This is a genomic window from Ruania zhangjianzhongii (assembly GCF_008000995.1).
Lineage (GTDB): Bacteria > Actinomycetota > Actinomycetes > Actinomycetales > Beutenbergiaceae > Ruania > Ruania zhangjianzhongii.
This window is the reverse complement of record NZ_CP042828.1, coordinates 4,568,988-4,595,397: the sequence shown is the minus strand read 5'-3', so window position 1 is coordinate 4,595,397 and position 26,410 is coordinate 4,568,988. Positions and strand designations below refer to the sequence as shown.

The window sequence follows — 26,410 nt, the reverse complement described above, 5'->3', positions numbered from 1 at the left end:
ACCATGTCCACAGTCACAGACTCGCCGGTCGCGGACCGGTCGGGGCTGACGCCGGAGCTCCAGGCTGCACGGCGCCGCAAGGTGCGCCGTCAGCGCCTGGCCCCGGTGCTCTACATTGGCCCGGCGTTCCTGGCCATTGCCGTGATCATCGGCTACCCGGTGGTCAACGCGATCGGCACCAGCTTCCTGGACGCCAGCCTGCTCCGCCCCGGGCAGGATACGTTCGCCGGGCTGGGCAACTACCTCGCGCTATTCGGCGACCCCGAGTTCCTCACCGTGCTCGGGCGCACGCTGATCTGGGCGTCCTCCGCTCTGGTGGTGCAGCTGGGCCTGGGGCTGCTGATCGCGAACACGCTGAACAAGAAGCTCCGGGCGCGCGGCGCGATCCGCACCACCTTGATCATCCCGTGGATCGTGCCGACGGTGCTGGTGGCACTGATCTGGCGGTTCATGCTCGACCCGGTCTCCGGGCCGATCAACGAGCTGCTGCGCAGCAGCGGTCTCCTCGACAACCCACCGATCTGGCTGGCGGACACCCGGTTCGTCCTGCCGGTGCTGGTGCTGATCAGCGCGTGGAAGTGGACTCCGTTCGGCGCGGTGATTCTGCTCGCCGGGATGCAGCAGATCCCACAGGAGCAGCACGAGGCGGCGATGGTGGACGGCGCGAACGCCTGGCAGCGGTTCCGGAACGTGACGGTGCCGGCGATCCGTACCTCGATCGCACTGGTCACGCTCACCACCATCTCGGGTGCGATCAACAACTTCAACGGCATCTGGATGTTCACCCGGGGCGGACCGGCGGGAGCCACCGAGATTCTCACCACCCTGGCCTATCGCACGGCATTCACCCAGTTCGACTTCGGCAAGGCGTCGGCCATATCGGTGGTCATCTTCGCGATGATGATGATGATCGCCGTGGTCTACTTCTACGTCGTCGAAGGACGCAAAGGAGGTCCGCGATGAGGAAGAACCGCAGCCATGCGACCGTCGGCGCCCACGCCGTCGCCGGCGTGCTCCTGCTCGGCACCGTGCTGCCGTTCGCCTGGATGGTGCTGTCCTCGTTCAAGACCCCCGCCGAGCTGAACGGTGCGGACAAGCAGCTGCTGCCCAGCGGACTGTATCTGGGCAACTACGAGGCGGTCGCGGACACCAACTTCTTCACCTACTTCCTGAACTCGGTGATCGTCGCGGCCGGGACCACCACGATCGCGCTGCTGCTGGCGATCCTGGCCGGGTACGGCTTCGCCCGGTTCACGTTCGTCGGCAACCGCGGCATGCTGCTGATCGTCGTGGCGGCGCAGATGTTCCCGGCGGTGATGCTCGCGATCCCGCTGTTCATCACGGTCAAGACCCTCGGCCTGCTGGACTCCCTGGTCGGGCTGATCGTGGTGTACATCTCGTTCGCGCTGCCGCTGTGCATCTGGTTGATGCGGAACTACTTCCTCGCCATCCCGGTGGAGACCGAAGAGGCCGCGTTCATCGACGGCTGCTCCCGGCTGCGGGCACTGTGGAAAGTGGTGCTGCCACCGGCGCTGCCCGGGGTGATGGCAGCCTCGGTGTTCACGATCATCCAGGTGTGGGAGGAGTTCCTGTATGCGAACACCTTCATCGATACCGATGACAAGCGCACCCTCTCCGTCGGGCTGAACTCCCTGATCGGGGAGTTCACCACCGACTGGGGCCGCCTGCTGGCCGCAGGCGTGCTGGTGATGATCCCGGTGCTGGCGATCTTCGGCTACCTGCAGCGCTACGTCACCCAGATCGCCAGCGGCGGAGTGAAGGGCTGAATGGGCACCCTGCTGCGTCATGCGCGCCTGGTCACCGGAGAGGTCGTCGATGTCCAGCTCGACGGCGACGTCGTGGCCGCTGTGCTTCCTGCTGGCACAGCGCCGGCGGTCCCGGACGGGCAGCAGCTGGATCTGAGCGGATACCTGCTGGACACCGCGTTCGCCGAACCGCACGCGCACCTGGACAAGGTGTTCACCGCTGACCGTGTGGACGCTCGCGGCGGCACGCTGCAGGACGCGATGACCCAGTACGAGGCCGTGCTCCGAGCGGCCACCGACGCGGACGTGCAGCAGCGGGCCCGTCGGGCCCTGCGCAGCCTGGTGGCCAGCGGCAGCACCGCTGTGCGCACGCACGTCGGCTGTGGCCGCCTGCTCGGCGTGCGCGCGATCGAGTCACTGGTCGCCGTCCGCGAGCAGATGGCTGACCTGGTGGACCTGCAGATCGTGGCGCACATCGGCGGTCCAGGCCCGGAGGAGACCTGGCGGCAGCACCGCCGCCGGCTGGCAGCGGCCCTCGACGCCGGTGCCGACGTGGTCGGGGGAAACCCTGCCCTGGACCGGGACCCATCCGCCGCAGTGCAGGAGTGCGTGGCCGTCGCCGCCGAAGCAGGTGTGCCGCTCGACCTGCACATCGACGAGACCACCGACCCGAGCGTGGCCACGCTGCGCCACCTCGCCCAGCTGGCCCCCCAGGCGGGTGTACCGGTCACGGCCAGCCACTGCGTCTCCCTCGGCGCGATGGACGCCGGTCTGGTCGCCGAGGTCGCCGCCGAGGTCGCCGAGGCGAACATCGCCGTGGTCACCCTGCCCGCCACCAACCTGTATCTGCAGGGCCGCAGCGGATGGCCCCGGCTGCGGGGCCTGACCGCAGTGGACGCCCTCACCGCAGCCGGCGTGCAGGTTGCCGCGGGGGGCGACAATGTCCGCGACCCGTTCAACCCGGTGGGCCGGCTCGACCCGCTGGAGACCGCCTCGCTGCTGGTCCTCGCCGGGCACCAGGACACCGCCCGCGCCTGGCAGCTGGTCACTGGCGCGGCCCGCGGCGTCCTCGGTCTCCCGCCGGCCGGCCCGGCAGCAGGAGCCCGCGCTGACCTGGTGGCCGTCCGGGCCGACTCGGTCGGTGAGGCGATCGCCCTTGCCCCGGGTGAGCGGATGGTCTGGCGAGCCGGACAGCTGATCTCGCGTACCGCCGTCGACCACTCCGGCCCGGCGCACGAGGGCGAGCGATGACCGCCCTCGAGTCCCGGCACACCGGCTCGTTGTGGCGGATCGCCGAGATCCGTGCCGTGTTCGCGATCAGCTGCGCCGGCCTGACCAGCTTCTCCCTGACCTTGACGGCACTGCCCGCCTGGGCGGCCGGTGCTGGTCACCCGGAATCAGTGGTGGGCACGATCACCGGGGTCATGCTGGCGGTCACCGTACTCACGCAGCTGGGGTCGGCGCGCCTGATGCGCCGGTTCTCCACCCGGCGTCTGCTGGTGCTCGGATCGGTGCTGCTCGGCCTGCCGACACCGCTCTACCTGATCGGTACCGAGCTGTGGTGGCTCTACCTGCTCTCCGCAGTGCGTGGGGTGGGCTTCGCCATCATCACCGTCGTGGCAGCGCTGGCCATCCCGCGCGCAGCACCGCCGCAGCGCCGAGGTGAGGCGATCGGGATCTTCGGCCTGTCCGCGGCCATCCCGATGATGGTGGCGACCGCCGGCGGGGCGGCACTGACACTGAACGGTTCGTTCCCACTCGTCGCCGCACTCGGTGCGATCCCGGTCGCTACCCTCCTCGCCGCACCGTGGGTGAACCCGACGCCCCTGGGCTCCGTGGACGACACCGCGATTCGCCCGGCGGGCCTGGTGCGACTGCTGCTGCCCTCCGGTGTGCTGTTCGTGGTCACCGTCGCCGGCGGGGGACTGGTGACCATCCTGCCGCTGGCCGGGCTCGGCTCGGCCGGAGCCGCTGCCGCACTCGTGGTCTACGGCGCGGTCGGCATGCTGATCCGGTGGCGGATCGGCTACCTGACCGACCGCATCGGCCACCGGGTGGTCTACCTCGTGCTGCTCGGGGTCGGGGTAGCGGGCCTCGCCCTGGCCGCCCACGGGCTGCTCACCCAGAACGCGGCCACTCTGTACGTCGGGGCCGGGGCGTTCGGTGCCACCTTCGGCGGGATGCAGACGGTCACGCTCGATCTGGCGTTCGCCGCTGTGGAAGAGAACAGTGCGCCCACCGCCAGTGCGGTGTGGAACGCCGGGTTCGACGGCGGTACCGCCGCCGGAGCGGCGTTCCTCGGGTTCGTCGCCGGTACTGTCTGGGGCGGTCCCGGCGCACTCGCGCTCGGCGGCGTGGCAGTCGCCGTGATGGGCGTCGCCGGACTGGTCACCATCGGCCCGCTGCGCCGGCCGGGCGGTTCCGGCACCCTGATCACCACCGAAGGAGAGGATGCGCAGTGACCATCACCGAGGTGCAGTGTGTCGAGTACGTCGGCCATCTGGACGCGCCCGGTGGCGTGTTCGCCGACCGGTTGCGCCGACCCACCGACGTCTACCCGCAGTTCCGGACGCAACCGGCGCAGACCTTCGACGAGGTGGCCCCCGGGCGCTACGAGATCCGCTCGATCTTCCTGCACGTGGACACCGACGATGGTCTGCGCGGCAGCGTCGCCCAGCTCTCACCGGAGCAGGCGTTCATCATCACCCACACGCTGCGTCCGTTGCTCCTCGGGCAGGACCCGATGGCCTCCGAACGGCTCTGGGACGTGCTCTACCGCTCCTCGATCCACGGCCGGCGCGGCCTGGGGATGGTGGCGCTCTCCGCCGTCGACTGTGCCCTCTGTGACCTGCGCGGCCAGCGCCTCGGCGTGCCGGCGCATGTTCTGCTTGGCGGGCCGACCCGTGAGCATGTGCCCGCGTATGCCTCCACCTTGGGCGACAGTCTCGAACCGGCGCAGGTGGCCGCTCGCGCCAAGGAGCTGGTGGCCCAGGGCTTCAGCGGCCTGAAGTGGTTTCCGCGGGTGGGACCGGAAGACGGTCACGCTGGGGTGGAGGCGATCGTGGCCCTGGTCGGCACGGTCCGCGATGCGGTCGGCCCCGGGGTGGACGTGATGCTCGACGCGTGGAGCGGCTGGGACGTGCCGTTCACCGTCGCCGTGGCCCGGGCCACCCGCGACCTGGGCCTGGCCTGGATCGAAGAGCCGTTGCTCGCCGACCAGCGGGGCGGCTACGCCACGCTGCGCCGCCGGCTGCCGGAAGGAGTACGGATCGCCGGTGGTGAGCACGAGTACACCCGGTGGGGGTACGCGGACCTGATCGCGGCCGACGTCCTGGACCTCTACCAGCCCGATCCGCACTGGGCCGGTGGCATCTCCGAGACGGTGAAGATCATGGCCCAGATCAGCGCCGCCGGCGGTCAGCTCGTCCCGCACGGGCAGTCGCTGCAGTGCAACGCGGCACTGACCTTCGCGGCCTCTCCGGCGCTGATCCCGCAGCTGGAGTACTTGGACCGGCTGATGCCGATGTATCAGCACTTCCTCCAGCACCCGATCACGCCGTTGGCCGGCACGGTCGCCGCCCCCACCCTGCCCGGTCTGGGCATGGCTGTGGCCGAGGAGAAGATCGTCAGCTCCCGTGTGCTCGGCAGCGATCGCTGATGGCAACGCTGCTGTGCCTGTCCGACTACCCGGAAGAACTCGTGCAGAGCTGGGTGGCCGGTCTGGACGTCGAGGTGGTGATCGCCGCCCGGTCTGCGGCAATCACCGATCTGACCGAGGAGCTCCGCCGCGCCGAGGTGGTGATCGGCGATGCCGCCCGACAGTTCCCGCTCGACGCGGCCGCGATCGCCGAGCTGCACCGGTGCCGGCTGATCATGCACCCGGCAGTCGGGCTTGACGGTGTGATCGACCCCGATGCCGCCGCAGCTCGCGGGATCCGGGTGCGCAGCGCCCCCGGGTACAACGCAGAGGCGGTGGCGGACTGGGTGGTGATGGCGATGCTCATGCTGCTGCGCGAGGCGGTCGCTGCCGAGCAGGCGCTGCGCACCGACGGCTGGTCGCGGCGCCCGCTCGGCCGCGAGCTGGGAGCACTGACCGTGGGGATCGTCGGCTACGGTGCGATCGGGCGCGCGGTGCACCAACGGTTGCGCGGCTTCGGTACCGAGGTGCTGATCAGCGATCCTCGGCCGGCCGCCGATACCGATGCCGCGCAGGTGGAGCTGGACGAGTTGCTGCGCGGTAGCGATGTGGTCACCCTGCACGCGCCGTTGACCACGAGCACCCGACACCTTCTCGATGCCGGAAGACTGGCCCAGCTGCGCCCGGGCAGCGTGCTGGTCAATGCCGCCCGCGGCGAGCTGGTCGACGAGAGAGCGCTCGCTACCGCACTCGCGGCCGGACGGCCCCAGGCGGCGGCCCTGGACGTCTTCACCGCTGAACCGCTCGCCACCGACAGTCCGTTGCGTTCTCTGCCGAACGTCTACCTGTCCCCGCATGTGGCAGCCGGTACCGAGCAGGCACGTGCCCGGGTACGGGCGCTGGTCGGTGAGGTGGTCCGCGCGGAACTGGGCGAGCCCGCCGGGGGCTAGACGCCGCCCGCCGCCGGCCTAGCCAACCGCCCGGCCGCGATGGTGGCTCTGACGGCGCGCCGACCGGTGGACACCCGCTCACGCCGGCGGGAGAATCGATGCTATGAAGCGCAACGCCGCGTTTCCGGACCGCCTCGTGCGCGAGGTCGCACGGGAGTGCACGCGCGCTCAGGATCCGCTCGACCTGCTCGAACACGTCGCTGCCCTGGTGCGAGCCGTGGTGCCGTACACCAGCGCCGGCTGGATCCTGGTGGACCCGGACACGATGCTGATGAACGGCGTCTACGGCGAGGGCGTGGACCGGGAGACCCACCTGGCGCTGATCGAGGCGGAGATGAGCGACGAACAGGACTTCGCCCGGTTCGCCGTGCTCGGCGCCGCACGAGTCCCGGCGGTGGCGCTGAGCGCGCTCACTGCTGGTGAGCTGGCTCGGAGCTATCGCTGGCGCACCATCTACGGCCCGCGCGGTTACGGCGACGAACTCCGGGCTGCGTTCACCAGCGGTGCCGCCACCTGGGGACATGCCTGCCTCACCCGCCGGGCGGACGCGCCTGCCTACACCGCCGCGGAGGTCGGGCTGCTCGCGCGGATCTGCCCGCATGTGGCCGACGGCATCCGCACCGGGCTCGCCGTGTGCGGGCCGAATCCCGCTGCCGCGGGTGAGGAGCCCGCGCTGGTGGTGCTACGCGACGACGGGTCGGTGGAGTCGATGACCCCCTCGGTGCCGGACTGGTTCGGCGACCCGGCCGACGAGTCGCTGCGCACCACGATCGTGCTGCACCAGGTGGCCGGCCGGGCCCGCGCGCTCGCCGACGACGCCACTCCCGGCGATCTCCCGCCGGCCCGGGCGTGGTCCCGTACTGCCACCGGGGACTCGGTGATCGTCCGGGGCGCCCGGCTGGCGGGCGACGGTCCCGGCCGCACCGTGCTCGTGCTCGATCCGGCCACCCGGTCCGACCTCGCCCCTCTGCTGATGGAACTGCACAGCCTCACCCACCGGGAGCGGGAAGTCACCCAGCAACTGCTCACCGGGAGGTCCACCCGGGACATCGCTGCCGCGCTGTGGATCACTCCGGAGACGCTGCGTGGGCACGTGAAGAACGTGCTGACCAAGCTCGAGGTCTCCAGCCGGGCCGAGCTGTTCGCGTTGCTCTCTCGTGAGCCGCGATCTCGGCTGCGGCCCGCCGCGCCAGCTTCGCGACATAGCCGGTGATCCCGGGCCGCGGGACGTAACCGACGAAGTGCAGCCCCGGTGCGGCTGCTCGGCCGCTGCGCTCGAACGGCCGACCCTGAGCGTCGAGCACGTCCAGATGGCCGACCAAGGGCTGCAGGCCGGGACTGTATCCGGTCGCGGTGAGCACCACCTCCGGGTGTAGCCGCGTCCCGTCGGCGAGCCGGGCGCCGTCGTGATCGAGACCGACAACGGCCGGGACCACCTGGACCGCGCCGGAGCGGATCGAGGCCACCACCGAGGGGTCGACGACGGCCACCCCGGACCCGCCCCGGGTCTTCAACCGGGTCATCGGCCCCATCTGCGGTGCGGGCAGACCGTAGGGCGCCAGGTCACCCACGACGCGGTGCTGCATGGTCAGCATCATCTTGTCCACTATGCGGGTCGGCAGGTGCAGCATCAGTGGCACCGGAAGATCGCCGGGGATGCCGTGCAGCTCGCGCATCAGGATGTTCGGCGGGCTGCGGAAGGACAGCCACACCTGCGCCCCGGCTCCGGCGAGCTCGTGTGCAAGCTCCATCCCGGTGGAGCCGGTGCCCACGACCAGCACCCGGCGCCCGGCCATCGCCTCGGGGCGGCGATATGCCGCGGCGTGCAGCACCTTGCCCGGGAAGTCCGCCGCCATGGCCCAGTCCGGCAACCGCGGTGTGTGGAAGGCACCGCAGGCGACCACCACGGATCGGGCTCGCACCGGGCCGGAGCCGGTGCTCAGCAGCCAGCCGCCGCGTTCGGCGTCCACCCGGTCCACCCGCACGCCGGTGCGAACCTGGACTCGGTGGGCTGCGGCGTACTCATGCAGGTAGCTGACGTACTGGTCCCGGGTGGGGAACTGGCCCCAGGCGCGTGGGAACGGCGACCCTGGCAGTGCCGAGTGCCGACGTCCGGTGTTGAACCTCAGACTGTCGTGTCGGCCGGCCCAGGCAGCACCGAGGTGATCGCTTTGCTCCAGCACGGTGGTGGCCACCCCACGCCGGAGGAGTGCTGCAGCTGTGGCCAACCCCGCCGGCCCGCTGCCGATCACCACCGATGCCTGGGTGTGTGGTGTGCCGCTGGTGGTGTCCATCACCGCTCCTTCGCCGATCGGACACCACCAGACTCCGCCCTCCCGGTTGGACCGGGGAACCCCCCGGATGGGGGGAATCCAGCCGCAGCCGCAGCCGCAGCCGCAGCCGCAGCCGCAGCCTCAGCCGGGCGAAGTCGAGCGGAGCGAAGTCCCGCGGCCAGGCGGCGGTCAGCGAACCGGAGCCGCCGGCACGGGCTTGACGAACGTGGCCGTGGTGCGCACCGGGACGAAACCGAGCGACGTGTACAGCGCCCCGGCACCCTGCGGGTTCGCCGAGTCCACATCCAGCTCGATCACCTCGAAGCCACCGTCCTCGACCGCGGCGGCCAGCGTGGCGCCGAGCACCGCCCGGGCCAGCCCCTGCCCGCGCGCCACCTGCCGGGTGCCCACCAGCGTCACGTACAGCTCCTTGTCCACCCACTGACCGGTGGTGCAGTAGGCCAGCACTGTACCGCCGGCGTCGACGGCGACCCGGGCGAATGCCGGCCGGGCAGCGTTCCCAGTGACCACCCCCTTCCAGCGGGCAGCGCTGATCGGCGCACTGCCCCAGTGGCTGGCGAAAGCATCGTTGTGCGCCAGCCGGGTGGCCTCGTACAAGTCCTCGCTGAGCGGCGTCGTGCGCGGGTCGACCGGCTCCACCGGCGCGCCCGGCAAGGCGCGCCGCATCACCGTGAAGTACCGGGCCGGGGCGTAGCCGCGGTCGGTCAGCAGCGCCCGTACCGGGTCGGTCTCCAGGCCCGCCTCCACCCTCAGATCGATCGGTGCGCCGGGGTGCATCGAGGTCGCCAGCTCGAGGGCGCGGGGTTCCATCTGCTCGAACATCGCGGTGGCGATGCCCTGGCCGCGGTGGTCCGGGTGCACGCCGCCGGCAAGACCCGCCCGCACGTGTCCCTCTCCGTGGGTCAGCGCGCTGGCCACCTGGAGCTGGGCGAACGCCACCAGCTGCTCGCCGTCCCACACGGCGATCGAGTCCTTCGCCGGGTCGAACCCGTCCTCGGTGAGCTCCTCGGCCAGGTCCTCGGCGTCGTAGAACTCTTCTGTACCGTCCACCCGGCCGAGCAGGTTGGTCAGCTCCGCCCAGGCCGGTACGGACTCGGGGGTGAGCGTCTCCCAGCGCAGCGTCATCCGGTCACAATAACGGGCCGCAGCACTCCGGAACGCACCAGTTCGCGCACCCCGCGGGCCGGCGCCTCCACGTGGAAACGCACCGCGCCGCCGGGCTGGTCGAACCAGCCGGGGACGATCTCGGCCTGCACCTCGACCGCCTGGGCGGCCACGAACGTCACCTGGGCTGCACCCGGCCCCCACGCCGACGGCGGAAGCGAGCGTTGCTGCCACGGGGTGTTCCACACGTAGAAGTACAGTCCGTCCACGGTGCCGAGCCGGTCATAGGGCAGCCCGGTGGCGAGGTTGGTGATCATCCCGCCCGGCCCTGCCGCCGTGACTCGAGAGGTGAGCTCGGCCAGGTTGTCCGCTGCGGCGGCGAGCCGGGCCTGCAGCTCGCCCGCGGCGACCGGTACCGGCGGCGGCATCGGCGCACTCAGGTACTGCCAGGCGACATCGCAGGCCGCCCGCTCGGTCTCGTACTCGCCGAGCAGCACATGCTGGCCGTAGTCCGCCACCTGCACGCCGTAGTGCCGCGGGCCGTAGCGCACGACCTCCACCGTGCCCTCGAACGCCTGCTCCGCCGGGTCTCCGGGAAGCACCACCCCGCCGCGGGGATGGCCCAGCTGGTCCAGGCCGGTCCGGAGCTGGCCGGCCGCCTCCCCCTCGAACTCCTCCGGAGCCAGCCAGTGCACCGCGTGCTGCCGGTCCCGGCCGAAGCGGCGAAGATCGGCCTGCCACTGGGCATCGGTGGGTACCGGCGGCGCGTGCGGGGCCACCAGCATCGAGGCCTCCGGGGAGTTCCAGTACGGACGCCGCTCGTACTCGTACCGGGTGGTCGCTTCGCCGGCTGCGGTGACGGTGTGGGTGATCAGGAACCAGGCGCCGGTGCCGGGTTCGGCCATCTGCGCCCGCAGGTCGATCAGCATCCGGGTCGCCTCGTCCGGTACCTGCTCCCAGGTCGCGGCGTCCGCGCGCACCAGCAGCAGCCGGCCGCTGTGCTGGGTGCTCGCCTGCGACCACTGCAGCTCCAGGTGCTGCCAGGCACCGGTGACCGACCCGGCCAGAGCGCGGGAGATGCGGGTGAGCAGCTCCGACTGCGCGCCAAGATCCATGCCCGCGATTATGCCGTCCTGGTCCACCGGCTGCTGCCAGGCGCGGGAGCGCACCCGGGGGAGTGGCAGACTGGCCGCGTGACCGAGAACCTCACGATCCCTGGCTGGCGGCACAGCTACTCCGGCAAGGTCCGCGATCTCTATGTACCGGCGGACGGTGACCAGGAGCTGATCCTGGTGGTCGCCTCGGACCGGATCAGCGCCTACGACCACGTGCTGCCCACACCGATCCCGGACAAAGGTGCTGTGCTCACCGCATTGAGTCTGTGGTGGTTCGACCAGCTCGCCGACCTGGTGCCGAACCACGTGGTCTCCACCGACGTCCCGGAGCGGGTGGCCGGCCGGGCGATGATCTGCCGCAACCTGTCCATGTACCCGGTGGAGTGCGTGGCCCGCGGTTACCTCACCGGTTCCGGGCTGGCGGAGTACCGCACTACTGGTGCCGTCTGCGGGGTGGAGCTGCCCGGCGGCCTCGAAGACGGGTCCCGGCTGCCGGAGCCGATCTTCACCCCCGCCACCAAAGCCGCAGTGGGCGAGCATGATGAGAACGTCAGCTTCGAGGCGGTGGCGGCGCAGATCGGGCACGACGACGCAGCTCGCCTTCGTGAGGTCACGCTCGCCGTGTACGCCCGCGCGGCGGGCATCGCCGGCGAACGCGGCGTGGTCCTCGCCGACACCAAGCTCGAGTTCGGCCTGGACACCGGCGGCGCCCTGGTGCTCGGCGACGAGGTGCTCACCCCAGACTCCTCCCGGTACTGGCCGGCGGACAGCTGGCAGCCCGGCCGGGCCCAGCCCAGCTTCGACAAGCAGTACGTGCGGGACTGGCTCACCTCGCCCGACTCCGGCTGGGACCGCAGCAGCGACGTACCCCCGCCGCCGCTGCCGGAGGACGTGGTGCGCCGCACCCGGGGCCGGTACGTCCAGGCCTTCGAGCGGATCACGGGGCAGGTCTTCACCGCCTGACGGATCCTTCACCGGCTACTGCGGGGGCGGATCTGCACCGGTGTGGACGGGGCTCGACGTTGCTCGGTCCGGGACTGCCGATCAGACCAGCTGTAGGTGCTGTGGCTGTTGGCTGGGCATGGGCAGCAGGGTGTTGGCCTCAGCCGAGGCGTATCCGGCGATCTCAGCGATCTCGGTGGCACTCAGTCCACGCTTCGTCAACGATTCGCTGATGTGTTGAGTAAGCCGCGGTACCTCCGGGACCAGTTCCCCGCTCACCGGCTCGTGGGACCGTATCCCGCGTGCGCTGAGTGCCTTGTACAGGGTGCTGCGCTGGGTGCTGGTGAGAGTGCCGAGGCCGTGTGCCCGCTCGATGAGGGACTGCATCGAGACGCCCCAGTGCCGCTTCAGGTTTACGAGTCGCTCCAGGGTCAATCGCTGGCGAAGCATCGGTGCGATCTCGATCGCGGGCATGAGGAACTCTGCCGCGAACTCATTCGCCTGGCCTTCCACGTCCTCGTCGGCATACGACGAATGAAGCGCCAGATGACCGAGCTCGTGTGCCAGCGTCAGCCGCTTGCGGTCTGTAGGTAAGGCGGAGTTCAGGAGGATCACGGCGGTCGAGTCACTCCACTGCGACAGACCGTCCACCCGAGACGACCCGAAGTCCTGCTCCACGACGATCACCCCTGCAGCATCCAGCCACGTCGCTACCGAGTGCACCGGTCCGACCGGTAAGCGCCACTGAGCGCGAACCATGCGTGCCGCACTACTGGGCGGAATATCGATGGGGTCGAACGCCGGGACATGAAGGTCGGCACGGACCATGACCTCGTCCATCAGCCGGGAGGCGTGCAGCCGGACCATGTTCAGCTGCGCTTCAAGTTCGCGCCACGCGCCCGGTCGCGCTGTCGCTCGGCGACGCATGTGCGCACCGACCGCAAGCCCACCCTCGATACGAGTGCTCCGAGTGAGGAGAGAAGGTGTGATACCGAGTGCGGCAGCGAGCCGGTCCATGACGTCAGGCTCCGGCGTGCGTAGATCGTGCTCGTATCGGGAGAGGGCAGCTTGGGTGACCTGGGCACGGGCGGCGAGGTCCTCCTGCGTCAAGCCTTGCGCACGACGAACAACCTGGAGGAGCTCACCAACTCCATTCACTTGCTGCCTCTTTCGTCGTCGGAAAGGTCGGTGGCGAGGTCAATGTCTGGGAGGACGGGCTGGATCGGCGTGTAGTGGATCGCAGTGGTTCCCTGTCCACGACCTTCGACCTCGACGGCCCAGACAACATTCTCCTTGCCCTCGCGGTAGGTGATCACCGGAGCGCCAACCTCACCGGTCAGGGCGTTCCACCGGTATCCCGCAGCGAGTGAGACTTCCTCCATGCCCTCGAGGGTCATCACCGCGCCACCCCAGAACCGCAGGTCGGAGGGTGTGGGATACGACCGAGTTCGCTGAGGGCCCGATCTGGCTCCTGCGCCGAAAACATACCGGTAAATATGCCACCTCGCGATGCGCCCGCCGAGAATCAGAAAGAGAGCGGACGGATGGGCCGCTCTGCCCATTCTGCTGAGTTCAGCTCGCCACTAGAGTCCGGATCGAACTGGGGAGGACCTGATGCGCGTGACCATGGTGACACCGGCCCACCGGTGGCTTGCCATCGTGGGGCTGCTGGTGGTGATAGCGACCGTAGTGGTGCGGTTCATCAGCGGTGTGCCCTGGCTCGTCGATTCCGGGTTCTCCTGGGGCACAGCGCTCGGTTGGCTGTCTTTGGCCGGGTACGCGTTCCTGGCCGCGCTCTGGGTCAGCTGGATCGTGCGGCTGCTCCGGGGCACCACTGCTCAGGTCGAGGTGCCCGAGCCCGGTGTGGTGCGCATCCAGCACCCGTCGCGCACCGTCCAGGTGCTGGCCGCGCAGGACGTCAGCGTGGGTTCGTTCTGGAAGTGGTATTGGGTGAAGGTGCGGGGACGCTCGCTCCTCATCAACGGCAAGGAGGTCCCTCGCGTCGCCAGGACCTCCCTCGTCGTCGCTGGGCCGCCGGCGAACGCCGAGGAGGTTGCCCACTGGCTGCGCACCAGCCTCACCGACGCCGCCGGCCCTGTCTGACGCCTCGCCAGGGCTGCGGTCCACGAGCCGGGCGTCTCAGGCCAGCGACCGTCGGGGCCGGTAGGATCGAACCGTCGCCGTACCGCGAGCCCAGGCTCGCTGCGAGACGGGTTCCGCCCGAGCCAGTCCAGCCACCGAAGAAGGAGTCCACCCGGATGGCACGTGTCGTCGTGGAGGTCATGCCCAAACCCGAGATCCTCGACCCCCAGGGCAAGGCGGTGGCCGGTGCGCTGCCGCGGCTCGGTTTCACCGGCTTCACGGGGGTACGCCAGGGCAAGCGGTTCGAGCTCGAGATCGACGGGGAGCCTACAGACGAGGCACTCGCCGGCGCCCGCAAGGTCGCCGAAGAGGTGCTCTCCAACCCGGTGATCGAGGATGTCGTGTCCGTGCACTGGGCCGAGAACGCAGCACCGCAGACTCAGGCTGAGGCCCGCTGATGGGCCGCATCGGCGTCGTCACCTTCCCGGGCAGCCTGGACGACCGGGACGCTGCTCGCGCTGTCCGGCTGGCCGGCGCGGAACCGGTGCGCCTCTGGCACGCCGACGATTCCCTCGCCGATGTGGACGCTGTGGTGCTGCCGGGCGGCTTCTCCTACGGTGACTACCTGCGCGCCGGCGCGCTGTCCTCGTTCGCACCGGTGATGACCAGCCTGGTGGATGCCGCGAACGCCGGCCTGCCGGTGCTGGGGATCTGCAACGGCTTCCAGATCCTCTGCGAGACCCACCTGCTTGCCGGGGCGATGATCAAGAACACCCAGCTCACCTTCGTCTGCACGGATCAGGTGCTCCGGGTGGAGAACAACCGCACCGCCTGGACCCACGAATACGGCCAGGACGAGGAGATCACCGTCCCGTTGAAGAACCAGGACGGGCAGTTCATCGCCGACGAACGCACCCTGGACGAGCTCGAGGGCGAAGGCCGGGTGGTGTTCCGCTACGTCGGCAACCCGAACGGCTCCCGCCGAGACATTGCCGGGATCACCAACGCCCGCGGCAACGTCGTCGGCTTGATGCCGCACCCCGAGCACGCCACCGAGGCCGGCTTCGGACCGAGCACCGATGGGCTGCGGTTCTTCACCTCCGCGGTGTCCTCGCTGCTCGCCGACGCCTGAGCCAGCAGCGATGAGCACTGAGGACGGACTGCTCCCAGTCGTGCGGATGTGGACCGACGGCGCCTGCAAGGGCAATCCCGGCCCCGGCGGCTGGGGCGCCTGGTTGCGCGCCGGCGAGCACGAGCGGGAACTGTTCGGCGGCGAGGCGCAGACCACGAACAACCGGATGGAGCTGACCGCGGTGATCGAGGGGCTGCGCGCGCTGAACACCCGCTGCGCGGTCACCCTGCACGTGGACTCCTCCTACGTGATGAACGGGATGAAGTCCTGGCTGCCCGGCTGGAAGCGGAACGGCTGGCGCACCGCGGCGAAGAAGCCGGTGAAGAACGAGGACCTGTGGCGAGCGCTGGACGAGCAGGTGGCCCGGCACGACGTGCAGTGGGTCTGGGTGAAGGGCCACTCCGGGGACGAAGGCAACGAACATGCGGACGCGCTGGCGAATCGCGGAGTGGAATCCCTTCGGGACTGAGCGCGTGCAGATGGCAGACTGACCCCCATGGGCAAGCCCCAGAGCAAGAGCGCCGCGACGGCGAAGCCGGCCCGCCCGGCCAGGACCACTGACCCGACCAGGTCCGCCAAGGCGGCCACGTCCGCCGCCACCCGACCACCTGCGTTGGCGAGCCGACCGAGCCTGGTCAGCGCCGCCGTCGTGCTCGCGGCCCTGACTGTGGCGGCTGTGGGACTGCACCTGCTCTCCGCGATCGTGACCCCCGCGTTCTTCGCGCTGACCCTGATGATCACCGCACGCCCGCTGCAGCGCCGCCTGGTGCGCTGGCGGGTACCGAAGATGCTTGCCGCGATCGTCGTGCTGCTCGGCATGTACGTGCTGTTGCTGATCCTGCTCGTGGCCACCGCCGGGGCCCTCGCCCAGGCGGCGCTCGAGCTGCCGAAGTACTCCAGTGCGTTCCAGCAGATGTACACCGACGTGATCGACTGGCTCGCCACCCTCGGCGTCGACGAGACGGCATTGACCGGCCTGATCGAGGGTGTGGATCTGAACCGGGTCGCCGCTATCGCCGGCACTGTGCTGGAGAGCATGTCCTCGGCCGGCGGGCAGTTCCTGATCATCGTGGTGGTGATGTTCTTCCTGGCGATCGACACCACCGCCGTCTCCTCCCGCTGGGCGCTGATCACCGGCGCCCGGCCGGAGCTCGGCACCTCGCTGCGGACCTTCTTCACCGGGGTGCGCAAGTACTGGCTGGTGTGCACCGTGTTCGGTCTGGTGGTGGCCGTGCTGGACGTGATCGCGCTGATCATCATCGGTGTCCCGCTCGCGCTGGTGCTCGGGCTGCTCGCGTTCGTCACCAACTACATCCCGAACGTCGGCTTCGTGATCGGTCTGGTGCCGGCGGCGCTGCTGGCGCTGCTGGACGGCGGAATGAGCGACATGCTCGTAGTGATCGTGGTCTACAGCGTGCTCAACTTCACCATCCAGACCATCGTCCAGCCGAAGGTCACCGGGGACGCGGTGGGCCTCAGCCCGGTGGTCTCGTTCCTGTCCTTGACTCTGTGGACGCTGGTGGTCGGCCCGCTCGGCGCCATCCTCGCCGTACCGCTGACGCTGGCCGCCAAGGCGTTCCTCGTGGACGCTCACCCGGAGGCGCGCTGGATCAATGCGTTCCTGGTCACCGACCCGGACGCGAAGAAGTTCCTCCGGCAAGGCAAGAAGCCCGCCACCCGGGCGAAACCACCCAGTGCGCCACCACCACCGCCAGAACCACCACCGCGGCCAGAGCCGGCACCGAAGCCGGCGCCCGCCGACTAGCGGCCGGCAGGAGGGAAGCCGTGCCACACGTCGCAGCCCTGTATCGCTACCCGATCAAGGGCTTCGCCCCGGAGCGCCGCGAACGGCTCCAGGTCGAGCCCGGCGGGCGGATCGCCGGTGACCGAGTGCTCGCCTTCCGGCACGCCGATGCCACCGAACCCGAAGACGAGGACGGTCTGGATCGTTGGCCCAAGGGCGGTGGCCTGTGCGTGCGGGACTACCCGGCGCTGAACCGGCTCACCCTGGACTACACCGCCGAGCAGGTCCGCCTCAGCGCCGGGGGCGAGGTGATCGCCCAGGCCGGACTGGACGACGGCGGTCGCAGCCAGCTGGCCTCGGCCGTCACCGAGTACCTGCTCAGCACGCCCGACGGCGCCCGGCTCGCCCGGCCAGGACGGCTGCCTCTGTCGGTGGTCGGGGACGGGCAGACCGCCACTTTCACCGACCGTGCCCGCGGCTTCGTCTCCGTGCACTCGCGCACCAGTCTGGCGGCCTTGGCTGAGGCGGTCGGCACGGAGCTGGACGAGCGCCGGTTCCGGTCCAACATCGCCCTCGACGGGTGGGACGCCTGGGCCGAGGATGAGCTGATCGGCCGGCAGGTGCGCATCGGCACGGTCACCTTCGACGTCGTCGAGCCGATCGTGCGCTGCCTGGCCGTGCACGCCAACCCGGAGACCGGCCTGCGCGATGCGCCGGTGATGACCACCCTGACCCGCACGGTCGGCAAGAAGAAGCCGAGCTTCGGCATCCTGCTGCTACCGGTGGGCGGCGGCGGCTCGATCGGCGTGGGCGACGAGGTCGCGATCGTGCCCTGACCCGCGGGTCAGTGGTCGTTGTGCCGGGTGATCGAGCCGCTGAAGTGTCGGGCGCCGGAGCGCTGGTTCCAGCCCAGGTACTCGACCGCGCGCCCATCGCCGGCCTCTCCCGCGCCCGCGCCCGCGCCGCCGGGACCCGGGTCCCCGGTCCGCACGGCGAAGGACACGGTGCTCGGCAGCAGCACCGGCTTGCCGAAGGCCACCTCCCAGGTCAGCACCTCCGCGCCGCCGATGCCCGATGCCGCCAGTGCCCGTGCCGCGGTGTACATCCCGTGCGCGATCGCCCGGTTGAACCCGAACAGCTTTGCCGGCACCGACCCGAGGTGGATCGGGTTCCGGTCCCCGGAGACCTGCGCGTAGCGCCGGCCGGTGTCCGCCGTCAGCCGCCACTGCGCGGTCGGCTCCGGGAGGTCCTCGCCCCAGGCCGCGCCCACCGGCGCGCTCTCGGCGGCCGCCGGCAGACCCGGAAGACTGTTGCCCTTCGCCAGGTAGGTGGACACGCCGCGCCAGGCCACGCCGTCGACCGCTGATCCGGTGACCTCCACCACCAGCTCCACCTGTGTGCCCTTGCGGTGCGCGGCGAGATTCTCGGCCCACGCACGGACAGTGAGCCGCTCCTCGGTGTGCAGCGCCCGATGCTGGTCCACCCGGTTCGCGATGTGCACCATGCCCAGCAGCGGCAACGGGAAGTCCTCCCGGGCCATCACGGCCATCGCCACCGGGAAGCCGAGCACGTGCACGAAACCGGCGGGCAGCGTGTCCGTGGCCGCATCGCCGAACAGATGCTGGTAGGCCACCAGCTCCTCGCGGTCGACCGGTACCCCGGCGACCCGGTAGACCACCTCGGGCAACGCCGTCGACCGCACCGGCGGGCGAATCATCAGCCGGGCGGAGCGGCCGAGCGCGTTCGCATACAGCCCGCCGAGGGAGGGCACCCGATCCAGAGTTTCCTCCGCCATCAGGCACCCACCATGTTCTGCCCGCACACCCGGAGCGTCTCGCCGTTGATCCCCCCGGCCTGCGGGGAGAGCAGGAAGGCGATCGCCTCGGCGACATCCACCGGCTGCCCGCCCTGCTGCAGCGAGTTCAGCCGGCGCGCCACCTGCCGGGTGAGCACCGGCATCCGCGCGGTCATCTCGGTCTCGATGAACCCGGGTGCCACGGCGTTCGCGGTACCGCCGCCGGCCGCGATCCGCGGTGCCAGCGCACGGGTCATCCCGATCACGCCGCCCTTGGTGAAGGAGTAGTTCGTCTGCCCACGGTTGCCGGCGATCCCGGAGGTGGAGGACAGCGAGACCAGTCGCAACCCGTCCGGGGCCACCTCGGCGCGCTGCACCAGCGTCTCGTTCATCTGCAGCTGGGCGGCGAGGTTCACCGCGATCACCGCGTCCCACTTCTCGGCGGTCATGTTCGCCAGCAGCTTGTCCCGGGTGATGCCCGCGTTGTGTACCACCGCATCCAGCCGGCCGTACCGGGCCGTCGCCAGATCCACGACTCGCATCGCGGCATCGGCGGCCGTGATGTCCAGCTGCAGTGCAGTGCCCCGCACCTCGTTCATCACCGCAGCGAGCTGTTCGCCGGCCGCGGGCACGTCCACCCCGATCACCTGCGCCCCGTCCCGGTGCAGCGTGCGGGCGATCGCCGCACCGATGCCCCGGGCGGCGCCGGTGACCACCACGACCCGCTCGGCCAGCGGTCGGGTCCAGTCCGCGGGGGCCGCGCCGCCGGTGCCGCCCACCTGCAGGAACTGGCCGGCCACGAAGGCCGAGCGGGCAGAGAGCAGGAACCGCAGCGCGCCGCCGGCGCTGATCGCCTCGGCGCCGACGCCGTCGGCCAGGACGATGCCGTTTCCGGTGGCGCCGGCACGCAGCTCCTTGGCCAGCGAGCGCAGCAGCGCATCCACGCCCTGGCGGGCCGCGGCTACTGCCGGTTCATCGGTGTCCGCCGCGGGCCGGGAGACGGTGATCACTCGCCCGCTGGGCGCGAGCGACCGGAGTGCGCCGCCGAGCTCGCGCACCTGCTCGGAGAGCTGCTCCGGTGCGGTCACCTCGGTCAGATCGAGCACGAGGGCACCGACTTTGCCCGTCGAGGGCGCGTTCCGCCGGACGTCCAGGTCCCAGGACAGCAGCCACTCCGCGAGCGCGTCCGAGGTGGCGCCTCGGCCGAGTAGCAACACCGGGCCGGGTACCAACGGCTGGTCCACGCTGCCGGCGCGGGTGCGCCGCAGGGGAGCCGGCCGGGGCAGGCCCAGCTTCTTCGCGATCTGCTGGGTGACCCCGGAGTTCACCAGGTTCAGGTAGGTGTCGCTCACTGGTCACCGCCCTTGCTCGCGGGAGCTTCGAGGATCATCGCCACGGCCTGGCCACCGGCCGCGCACACCGAGATCAGCCCACGTGCCGGCTTCTCGGGCTCGGCGTCCTTGGCCCGGCGCAACAGGGTCGCCAGCGTGGCCACGATCCGGGCGCCGGTCGCGGCGAACGGATGCCCGGCCGCGAGCGAGGACCCGGCGACGTTCAGCCGGGTCCGGTCGATCTCGCCGAGCGCCGGAAGGCCCACCTTGGACCGCATGAACTCCTCGTCCGCCCAGGCGGCCGCGGTGGTCAGCACGGTGGACGCGAACGCTTCGTGGATCTCGATGAAGGTGAAGTCGTCCAGGGTGAGGTTCTGCCGGGCGAGCAGCCGGGGGACTGCGTACGCCCCGCCCATCAGTAGCCCCTCGGCGCCATGGACGAAGTCCACGGCAGCGGTCTCGGCGTCCACCACGTGCGCAAGCACCGGCAGCCCCCGCTCGGCGGCCCACTCGTCGGTGCCGAGCAGCACGGCGGCCGCGCCGTCGGAGAGCGGGGTGGAGTTCCCGGCGGTCATCGTCGCCCCGGGGGTGGCCTTGCCGAACACCGGGGAGAGCTTCGCGAGCTTCTCGGCGGACGTGTCCGCGCGCAGGCCCTGGTCCCGGGTCAGGCCCCGGTAGGGGGTGATCAGGTCGTCGAACAGGCCGTCGTCATAGGCGCGCGCGAGGTTCTGGTGCGAGGCCAGTGCGATCTCGTCCTGCGCCTCGCGGGTGATGCCCCACCGGCGGGTGGTGATCGCCTGGTGCTCACCCATCGACATCCCGGTGCGTGGCTCGTTCACGCTCGGTGCGACCGGGGCGAGGTCGCCGGGACGCAGGCTGCCCACCAGCTTCGCGCGCTGGCCGAGGGTCTTTGCCCGGGAGAGCTTGATCAGGGTGCGGCGCAGCCGGTCGCTGACCACGATCGGTGCATCGGAGGTGGAGTCGGTGCCGGCGGCGATCCCGGTCTCGATCTGCCCGAGGGCGATCTTGTTCGCGATCGCGGTGACCGTCTCGACGCTGGTGCCGCAGGCACGCTGCACGTCGAAGGCGGTGGTGTGGGGCTCCAGACCGGAGCCGAGCACCGCTTCGCGGGTGAGATTGAAGTCGCGGGAGTGCTTCAGCACGGCACCGCCGGAGACATCGCCGATCCGCTCACCCTGCAGGTTGTACCGGGCCACCAGGCCGGTCAGTGCCGCGGTGAGCATGTCCAGGTTCGTGGCACTGGCGTACGCGCCACCTGCTTTGCCGAACGGGAGCCGGTTCCCACCGATGACGGCGGCCCTCCGGCTGGTCTGCGTACTGCGCTGGGAAGACGCGGGTGTGCGTGCCATGAGTTCCTCACGTGGGGGTCGGGCCTCGATGTGTCTAGGACCAAGAGTACCTGATACTCTGAGTTCGTGAACAGGGTCACGACAGCACGCGCCGGAGGCCTCGGCGAGGCGTCGGCCAACGGCGCCGACCATGCCGATATCGACGGGCGATCCCGCCGGTGGCAGGCACATCGTGCCGAACGTCGCCGGGAGCTGAGCCGGCAGGCACGCCGGGCCGTCCACCACAGCGGGCCCGACCTGTCCATGGATGAGTTCGCCGCCGCGATGGGCACCTCGAAATCGATCGTGTACCGCTACTTCACGGACAAGGCCGGGCTGCAGGCGGCAGTCAGCGAACTGGTGCTGGAAGAGATGGCCGAGGCCTTCGAGGCCGCCGCGCACTCCGAGTCCGACCCGCGCCATCGCCTGCGGGGGATGGTCGGGATCTACGTGAACATGCTGGACTCGTCCTCGAACGTCTACCGGTTCGTCACCCGTGCCGACGGCGGAGCTGATCTGTCCGCGTTCCTCACCGCGATCTCCCGGTACGTGCAGGTCCCGCTCGCGGACGCGCTCGCCGCCGCCGGGGACAACGTTGATCTGGCCGCGACCTGGGCGGCCGGCGTGGTCGGTTTCGTGCGTGGGGTAGGCGAGTCCTGGATCGCCACCGAGTCCGACGAGCACGCCACGGCCGAAGTGATGGCCGACCTGATTACCCATTGGCTCTGGACCGGCGCCGACGCCGGTGTCCCCACCCCGACCACCCACGAGAGGTAGATCCCCATGACTCACCCCCCGCAGTCAGCGACCGGCCTACGGATCGATACTGCCGCCGTCGGCAAGCTGGTGGACGGCCGCTGGGCCGACCATCGGCGCCGCGTGCGCGACCTGCTCCTCGACCCGGACCTGCGCAAGCAGGACGGGCTGGGCCTGGCCGAGCAGCGCGAGCGCGTGCTGCAGCAGTCGAAGAAGCTGGTGGATCTGGGCGTGGTGCAGCGTGCCTTCCCGGAGCACCTCGGCGGCGCCGACGACCCGGGTGGCAACATCTCCGGTTTCGAAGAGCTGGCGATCGCCGACCCGTCGCTGCAGATCAAGGGTGGTGTGCAGTGGGGGCTGTTCGGTGCGGCGATCCTGCACCTGGGCACCGAGACGCACCACAACGAGTTCCTTCCCGGAGCGATGGATCTGAGTGTTCCCGGGTGCTTCGCGATGACCGAGATCGGGCACGGCAGTGACGTGGCTGAGCTCGGCACCACGGCGACCTATCTCCCGGAGACCGAAGAGTTCGAGATCCACACCCCGTTCCGTGGGGCGTGGAAGGAGTACATCGGCAACGCCGGTCAGCACGGGGTGGCTGCAGTGGTCTTCGCTCAGCTGATCACCGGCGGCGTGAACCATGGCGTGCACGCCTTCTACGTGCCGATCCGGGAGAACGATGGTGGTGTGGCCGGGCCGTGGCTCCCCGGGGTCAGTGGCGAGGACGACGGCCACAAGGGTGGTCTGAACGGCGTGGACAACGGCCGGCTCGCCTTCGACCACGTGCGCGTGCCGCGGGGCTATCTGCTGAACAAGTACGGGGACGTGGCCGCCGATGGCACCTACTCCTCGCCGATCGACAGCCCCGGGCGGCGGTTCTTCACCATGCTCGGCACGTTGGTGCAGGGCCGGGTGTCGTTGGGTGGCTCCGCCGTAGTGGTAGCCAAGATGGCGCTGGCCACAGCGATCCGCTACGGCGACCAGCGGCGCCAGTTCACCGGGGGTGACGAGAACACCGAGACCGTGCTGCTCGACTACCAGCAGCACCAGCGCCGGCTGCTGCCGCTGCTCGCGAAGACCTACGCCGCGCAGTTCATGCACAACCAGCTCGGCCAGCGGTTCCACGAGGTGTTCTCCGGCGAGCATGACAACGACGGCGACCGGCAGGATCTGGAGACTCTGGCGGCGGCATCCAAGCCGATGAGTACCTGGTTGGCGCTAGAGACCATCCAGATGGCCCGGGAAGCCTGCGGTGGCGCGGGGTACATGGCGGAGAACAAGTTCGTCGGCTGGCACCAGGACATGGACGTGTACGTCACCTTCGAAGGAGACAACAACGTTCTGCTGCAGCTGGTGGGCAAGCGGCTGCTCACCGACTACGGCCGGGAGATGGCCCGGATGGACGTGGCCGGTGCCGTGCGCTGGGTGGCGGACCGGGCCGTGGACATGACCCTGCACCGCACTCCGTTGCGCCGCACCGCGCAGTCGATCCAGGACTGGGGCTCCCGCGCCCGCTCCGCCGGCGAGATCCGCGACCCCGAGGCCCAGCGTGAGCTGCTCGAGGACCGGGTGGAGTCGATGGTGGAGGAGATCGCGCTCGCGCTGCGCGCCGGCAAGGGGGCGCCGCCCGAGGCTGCGGCCGAGCTGTTCAACTCCCACCAGCACGACCTGATCGAGGCCGCTCGCGCGCACGCCGAGCTGCTGCAGTGGGAGGCGTTCACCGAGGCGCTGGAGCGGATCACCGACCCCGGGACGCGGGCCGTCATGACCTGGCTGCGAGACCTGTTCGGGCTGGTGACGATCGAGAAGAACCTCGCCTGGTACCTGATCAACGGGCGGCTCAGCGCGCAGCGCGCCCGGACGGTGACCAGCTACATCAACCGGCTGCTTCCGCGGCTGCGCGCCCATGCCGTGGGCCTGGTGGACGCGTTCGGGTACAGCGACAAGCACATCGGCGCCACCATCGGCACCGGGGTTGAGGCCGAGCGCCAGGCCGAGGCGCGGGAGTACTACCGCCGCGAGCGGGCCTCGGGTGACGCGCCGGTCAGCGAGAAGAGCCTGAAGAAGAAGGCCAAGGCGAGCACCTGAGCGGGCGCCGGTGGCCTGGTTGGTCAGGCCACCGGCGCTACAGGTCGCTGAAGCGACGGAAACCACACCCGCGGTGCTCGCGTGCCGCACGCGATCGCCAGGTCAGGCCGAGTGGCGCGCCTCCTCGGCGTCTACCTCCGCTTTCCACTGCTTCTTCGCTGCCCGCCACTGCTCGTCGTCGTTGCCGCGACGCCAGTAGCCGGACGCGGACAGGTCCTCCTTCGGTACCTGGTGGGTGAACCGCAGGTAGGAACGAATCGGCTTGACGGTCATCGCGTCCCCGTGCACGAATGCGTGCACCCGGCCGGGTGGGAAGTCCAGCTCGGTGACCGCGCGGACCAGGTCGTCCCCCGGCCCGGACTCGCTGGCGCTGCGGTGGATCCACTGCACCTGGGCACGGGCCTCGGTGAGCAAGGTCTGCTCCTCGCTCGGGTCGGCCACTTCGATGAACGCATGGGCTCGCGCGCCCTCGGGCATCGCCTCCAGAGCGGTGGCGATCGCCGGCAGCGCGCTCTCATCGCCGACCAGCAGGTGCCAGTCAGCCTCCGGATTGGGGGAGTAGCCTCCGCCCGGGCCGCGGAACTGCACCTGGTCGCCGGGCCGGGCCCGGTCCGCCCACGGTCCGGCGATGCCCTCATCGCCGTGCACCACGAAGTCGATCGTCGCGCGCCCGGTCAGCGGATCGAACCAGCGGATCGTGTAGGTGCGCATCACTGGCCAGTCCTCAGCCGGGACGCGGGTCTTCACTTCGTCCAGGTCGAACGGCTCGACGACGCCGCTCCCGGGGCGGGGGAGGAGCACCTTGACGTAGGCGTCCGTGTAGCCGGCCGGGTCGGCGGCGAGCGGTGCTCCATCGGGGCCGGAGAACACCACCCGGACCATCTGCGGGGTGATCCGCTCGGTACTGACCACTTCGGCTCGCTGGGCCACGCCTCGGGGCACGGGCTACCTCCTTGATTAGGTAAGCCGAGCCTAACAAAATTACTGCGTGGGTTCTCTGCGAGGGAGCAGAGCCGTCAACAACAGTGCGGGGCCGGCGATCAGCGACCAAGGTCCAGGGCCTGCCGGCACGAGGATGACCTCTGGGTGGAGTTGAAGCACGGTCACGACGTTGTAGCAGCAGATGATCCCCGCCAGGGCGACGAACACCCGCGCCACGCGCCGACCTCGTCCCTGGACCGCGTAGCGCCACGTCAGCATCGCGAGCCCTGCTGCCAGCGCGCTCACCCCGATCCCGAAGAGCAGGAAGAGGGGCCAGCCGGCATCCGGGGTAGCGGCGAAGCCGATCGAATTGACGACCAGGTGCGCGATGCTCAGGCCCGCTAGTGCCACGCTGCCGATACCGCCGGACCACCGAAGCAGGCGCGACGGGCGGGTTGATGGTGGGGTGGTCGCCGGGGAGGGAATCTGTGTGTTCACCATGATGTCTACGCTGCCCCGGCCGTTCGGAGCGCCGCGTCCTCCGCAGGCATCGCGGTGATCCTCCTCGGGAACGAATGTGGGCGCACGTATCGGGTGTTCTGCCGCCCCGTCCCGTGCCAGGCTGAGCGGATGACCGACCCGATCGAGGTAGCACCGGGCGTGCTCGTGTTCACCTCGGCCACGATGTGCACCACCAGCACCCTGGTGACCGACGGGCGCCGGACGCTCCTGGTCGATCCTGCTTGGCACGCCGACGAACTGGCACGCATTGCCGACGAGCTCGCCGAGCGAGCCCTGCAGGTGGACCTGGGCTGGGCCACGCACGCCCACCGTGACCATGTGCTCTGGCATCCGCGCTTCGGCGAGGTGCCGCGGCTTGCCACCCCCGCGGCGGCCGCCGACGCAGCAGCTCACCTGTCCGAGATCCGCATCGCGTTGGAGTCGACAGTTCCCGCCGAGCTGCGCGCCTACGCCGGTGAGGTCACCGCCTACGACGGCGTCCGGTTGCCCTGGTCGGGTCCGGTCGCCGAGGTGGTGGCCCACCACGCCCATGCCCCGGGCCACGGCGGGCTGTGGTTACCGGAGCTGAGGGTGCTGATCGTCGGGGACATGCTCTCGGAGCAGGAGATCCCGCTCTGCTCCGAGACCGGGATCGCTGCCTACGGCGCGGGCCTGAACCGGCTCGCACCGTATGTGGCGCAGGCGCGCGTCCTGATCCCCGGGCACGGCGTCCCTGCGCTGACCGGTACCGCGGACGACCCGGTGAGCCGGCTCGCCGCTGACCGGGTCTATCTGGACGCGCTTACCGCAGGGGGACCAGTGACAGATCTGCGGCTGGACAGGGCTTCGGAATGGCTGCTCGGTGAGCACGCGGCGAACCGGGCGAGTGCAGGCCGGGCCTGA

26 protein-coding genes and 1 pseudogene are annotated in these 26,410 nt (G+C 70.4%); 17 read left to right on the top strand and 10 right to left on the bottom strand.

Annotated features, from left to right (window positions below; all coding sequences use genetic code 11):
* The first annotated feature begins 3 nt into the window (after positions 1 to 3).
* From FU260_RS21210 to FU260_RS24500, 7 genes and pseudogenes are all read left to right on the top strand, one after another.
* Positions 4 to 963: a carbohydrate ABC transporter permease gene (locus FU260_RS21210; RefSeq protein ID WP_147918853.1), complete on the top strand. Its 960-nt coding sequence runs from the start codon at positions 4 to 6 to the stop codon at positions 961 to 963.
* Positions 960 to 1,787, top strand: coding sequence for a carbohydrate ABC transporter permease (locus FU260_RS21205; RefSeq protein ID WP_147918852.1), 828 nt, complete (start codon positions 960 to 962; stop codon positions 1,785 to 1,787). Before FU260_RS21210 ends, FU260_RS21205 begins: the two co-directional genes overlap by 4 nt.
* Positions 1,788 to 3,017: an amidohydrolase family protein gene (locus tag FU260_RS21200; protein ID WP_147918851.1), complete on the top strand. Its 1,230-nt coding sequence runs from the start codon at positions 1,788 to 1,790 to the stop codon at positions 3,015 to 3,017.
* Positions 3,014 to 4,228: an MFS transporter gene (locus FU260_RS21195; RefSeq protein WP_147918850.1), complete on the top strand. Its 1,215-nt coding sequence runs from the start codon at positions 3,014 to 3,016 to the stop codon at positions 4,226 to 4,228. The genes FU260_RS21200 and FU260_RS21195 overlap by 4 nt, the downstream gene beginning before the upstream one ends.
* A complete protein-coding gene (locus FU260_RS21190; RefSeq protein ID WP_168211896.1) occupies positions 4,225 to 5,424 on the top strand; it encodes an enolase C-terminal domain-like protein in 1,200 nt (399 codons plus the stop codon). Before FU260_RS21195 ends, FU260_RS21190 begins: the two co-directional genes overlap by 4 nt.
* Positions 5,424 to 6,353 carry an NAD(P)-dependent oxidoreductase gene (locus FU260_RS21185; RefSeq protein WP_147918848.1) on the top strand — a complete coding sequence of 310 codons (930 nt, stop codon included), beginning with the start codon at positions 5,424 to 5,426 and terminating at the stop codon, positions 6,351 to 6,353. Before FU260_RS21190 ends, FU260_RS21185 begins: the two co-directional genes overlap by 1 nt.
* Positions 6,354 to 6,456: 103 nt before the next feature.
* A pseudogene (locus tag FU260_RS24500) lies at positions 6,457 to 7,437 on the top strand (helix-turn-helix transcriptional regulator); the annotation flags it as partial.
* Here the strand turns inward: FU260_RS24500 and FU260_RS21175 are convergent.
* The 3 genes from FU260_RS21175 to FU260_RS24280 form a co-directional block, all read right to left on the bottom strand.
* Positions 7,421 to 8,647 carry a flavin-containing monooxygenase gene (locus FU260_RS21175; protein WP_147918846.1) on the bottom strand — a complete coding sequence of 409 codons (1,227 nt, stop codon included), beginning with the start codon at positions 8,645 to 8,647 and terminating at the stop codon, positions 7,421 to 7,423. The pseudogene FU260_RS24500 and the gene FU260_RS21175 sit on opposite strands and share 17 nt — an antisense overlap.
* Before the next feature lie 168 nt (positions 8,648 to 8,815).
* Positions 8,816 to 9,772 carry a GNAT family N-acetyltransferase gene (locus FU260_RS21170; RefSeq protein ID WP_147918845.1) on the bottom strand — a complete coding sequence of 319 codons (957 nt, stop codon included), beginning with the start codon at positions 9,770 to 9,772 and terminating at the stop codon, positions 8,816 to 8,818.
* Complete coding sequence (locus tag FU260_RS24280) at positions 9,769 to 10,866, bottom strand: TNT domain-containing protein (protein WP_147918844.1); 1,098 nt, start codon at positions 10,864 to 10,866, stop codon at positions 9,769 to 9,771. The genes FU260_RS21170 and FU260_RS24280 overlap by 4 nt, the downstream gene beginning before the upstream one ends.
* A gap of 78 nt (positions 10,867 to 10,944) precedes the next feature.
* Here FU260_RS24280 and FU260_RS24275 point away from each other — a divergent pair, with 78 nt between their 5' ends.
* Positions 10,945 to 11,829: a phosphoribosylaminoimidazolesuccinocarboxamide synthase gene (locus tag FU260_RS24275; protein WP_235912094.1), complete on the top strand. Its 885-nt coding sequence runs from the start codon at positions 10,945 to 10,947 to the stop codon at positions 11,827 to 11,829.
* Positions 11,830 to 11,910: 81 nt separating this feature from the next.
* On the opposite strand, the gene FU260_RS21155 is transcribed toward FU260_RS24275, so the two are convergent.
* Together FU260_RS21155 and FU260_RS21150 are read right to left on the bottom strand one after the other, a co-directional pair.
* A complete protein-coding gene (locus FU260_RS21155) occupies positions 11,911 to 12,966 on the bottom strand; it encodes a helix-turn-helix domain-containing protein (protein ID WP_147918843.1) in 1,056 nt (351 codons plus the stop codon).
* Positions 12,963 to 13,205 (bottom strand): hypothetical protein, encoded by a 243-nt coding sequence (locus FU260_RS21150; RefSeq protein WP_147918842.1) that lies wholly within the window; start codon positions 13,203 to 13,205, stop codon positions 12,963 to 12,965. The genes FU260_RS21155 and FU260_RS21150 overlap by 4 nt, the downstream gene beginning before the upstream one ends.
* Positions 13,206 to 13,422: 217 nt before the next feature.
* Between FU260_RS21150 and FU260_RS21145 the strand changes: the two genes are divergently transcribed.
* From FU260_RS21145 to FU260_RS21120, 6 genes are all read left to right on the top strand, one after another.
* Positions 13,423 to 13,911, top strand: coding sequence for a hypothetical protein (locus FU260_RS21145; RefSeq protein WP_147918841.1), 489 nt, complete (start codon positions 13,423 to 13,425; stop codon positions 13,909 to 13,911).
* A gap of 155 nt (positions 13,912 to 14,066) precedes the next feature.
* Positions 14,067 to 14,348 carry a phosphoribosylformylglycinamidine synthase subunit PurS gene (purS, locus tag FU260_RS21140; RefSeq protein ID WP_147918840.1) on the top strand — a complete coding sequence of 94 codons (282 nt, stop codon included), beginning with the start codon at positions 14,067 to 14,069 and terminating at the stop codon, positions 14,346 to 14,348.
* Positions 14,348 to 15,022: a phosphoribosylformylglycinamidine synthase subunit PurQ gene (gene purQ / locus FU260_RS21135; protein WP_147918839.1), complete on the top strand. Its 675-nt coding sequence runs from the start codon at positions 14,348 to 14,350 to the stop codon at positions 15,020 to 15,022. The genes purS and purQ overlap by 1 nt, the downstream gene beginning before the upstream one ends.
* 10 nt (positions 15,023 to 15,032) lie before the next feature.
* Positions 15,033 to 15,491 carry a ribonuclease HI gene (gene rnhA, locus FU260_RS21130; RefSeq protein ID WP_210418144.1) on the top strand — a complete coding sequence of 153 codons (459 nt, stop codon included), beginning with the start codon at positions 15,033 to 15,035 and terminating at the stop codon, positions 15,489 to 15,491.
* Positions 15,492 to 15,518: 27 nt separating this feature from the next.
* Positions 15,519 to 16,787: an AI-2E family transporter gene (locus tag FU260_RS21125; protein ID WP_147918838.1), complete on the top strand. Its 1,269-nt coding sequence runs from the start codon at positions 15,519 to 15,521 to the stop codon at positions 16,785 to 16,787.
* 20 nt (positions 16,788 to 16,807) lie between these two features.
* Positions 16,808 to 17,602 carry an MOSC domain-containing protein gene (locus tag FU260_RS21120; RefSeq protein WP_147918837.1) on the top strand — a complete coding sequence of 265 codons (795 nt, stop codon included), beginning with the start codon at positions 16,808 to 16,810 and terminating at the stop codon, positions 17,600 to 17,602.
* Positions 17,603 to 17,610: 8 nt separating this feature from the next.
* On the opposite strand, the gene FU260_RS21115 is transcribed toward FU260_RS21120, so the two are convergent.
* From FU260_RS21115 to FU260_RS21105, 3 genes are read right to left on the bottom strand one after another with little or no spacing between them, the layout of a single operon-like run.
* Positions 17,611 to 18,561, bottom strand: coding sequence for a MaoC family dehydratase (locus FU260_RS21115; protein WP_147918836.1), 951 nt, complete (start codon positions 18,559 to 18,561; stop codon positions 17,611 to 17,613).
* Positions 18,561 to 19,913 (bottom strand): 3-oxoacyl-ACP reductase, encoded by a 1,353-nt coding sequence (locus FU260_RS21110; protein ID WP_147918835.1) that lies wholly within the window; start codon positions 19,911 to 19,913, stop codon positions 18,561 to 18,563. Before FU260_RS21110 ends, FU260_RS21115 begins: the two co-directional genes overlap by 1 nt.
* Entirely contained in the window at positions 19,910 to 21,262 is a 1,353-nt protein-coding gene (locus FU260_RS21105; RefSeq protein WP_147918834.1) for an acetyl-CoA C-acetyltransferase, read from the bottom strand. The genes FU260_RS21110 and FU260_RS21105 overlap by 4 nt, the downstream gene beginning before the upstream one ends.
* Before the next feature lie 66 nt (positions 21,263 to 21,328).
* On the opposite strand from FU260_RS21105, the gene FU260_RS21100 reads away from it, so the two are divergent.
* Positions 21,329 to 22,018: a TetR/AcrR family transcriptional regulator gene (locus tag FU260_RS21100; protein ID WP_235912093.1), complete on the top strand. Its 690-nt coding sequence runs from the start codon at positions 21,329 to 21,331 to the stop codon at positions 22,016 to 22,018.
* A 6-nt stretch (positions 22,019 to 22,024) separates the two neighbouring features.
* Positions 22,025 to 24,085 carry an acyl-CoA dehydrogenase family protein gene (locus FU260_RS21095; protein ID WP_147918833.1) on the top strand — a complete coding sequence of 687 codons (2,061 nt, stop codon included), beginning with the start codon at positions 22,025 to 22,027 and terminating at the stop codon, positions 24,083 to 24,085.
* A 102-nt stretch (positions 24,086 to 24,187) separates the two neighbouring features.
* Here the strand turns inward: FU260_RS21095 and FU260_RS21090 are convergent, their stop codons facing one another.
* Complete coding sequence (locus FU260_RS21090) at positions 24,188 to 25,027, bottom strand: siderophore-interacting protein (protein WP_235912092.1); 840 nt, start codon at positions 25,025 to 25,027, stop codon at positions 24,188 to 24,190.
* 39 nt (positions 25,028 to 25,066) lie between these two features.
* Complete coding sequence (locus FU260_RS21085; RefSeq protein ID WP_147918832.1) at positions 25,067 to 25,507, bottom strand: hypothetical protein; 441 nt, start codon at positions 25,505 to 25,507, stop codon at positions 25,067 to 25,069.
* A gap of 129 nt (positions 25,508 to 25,636) precedes the next feature.
* On the opposite strand from FU260_RS21085, the gene FU260_RS21080 reads away from it, so the two are divergent.
* The gene (locus tag FU260_RS21080; protein WP_147918831.1) at positions 25,637 to 26,410 is read left to right on the top strand and encodes an MBL fold metallo-hydrolase; all 774 of its coding nucleotides are present in this window, start codon (positions 25,637 to 25,639) and stop codon (positions 26,408 to 26,410) included.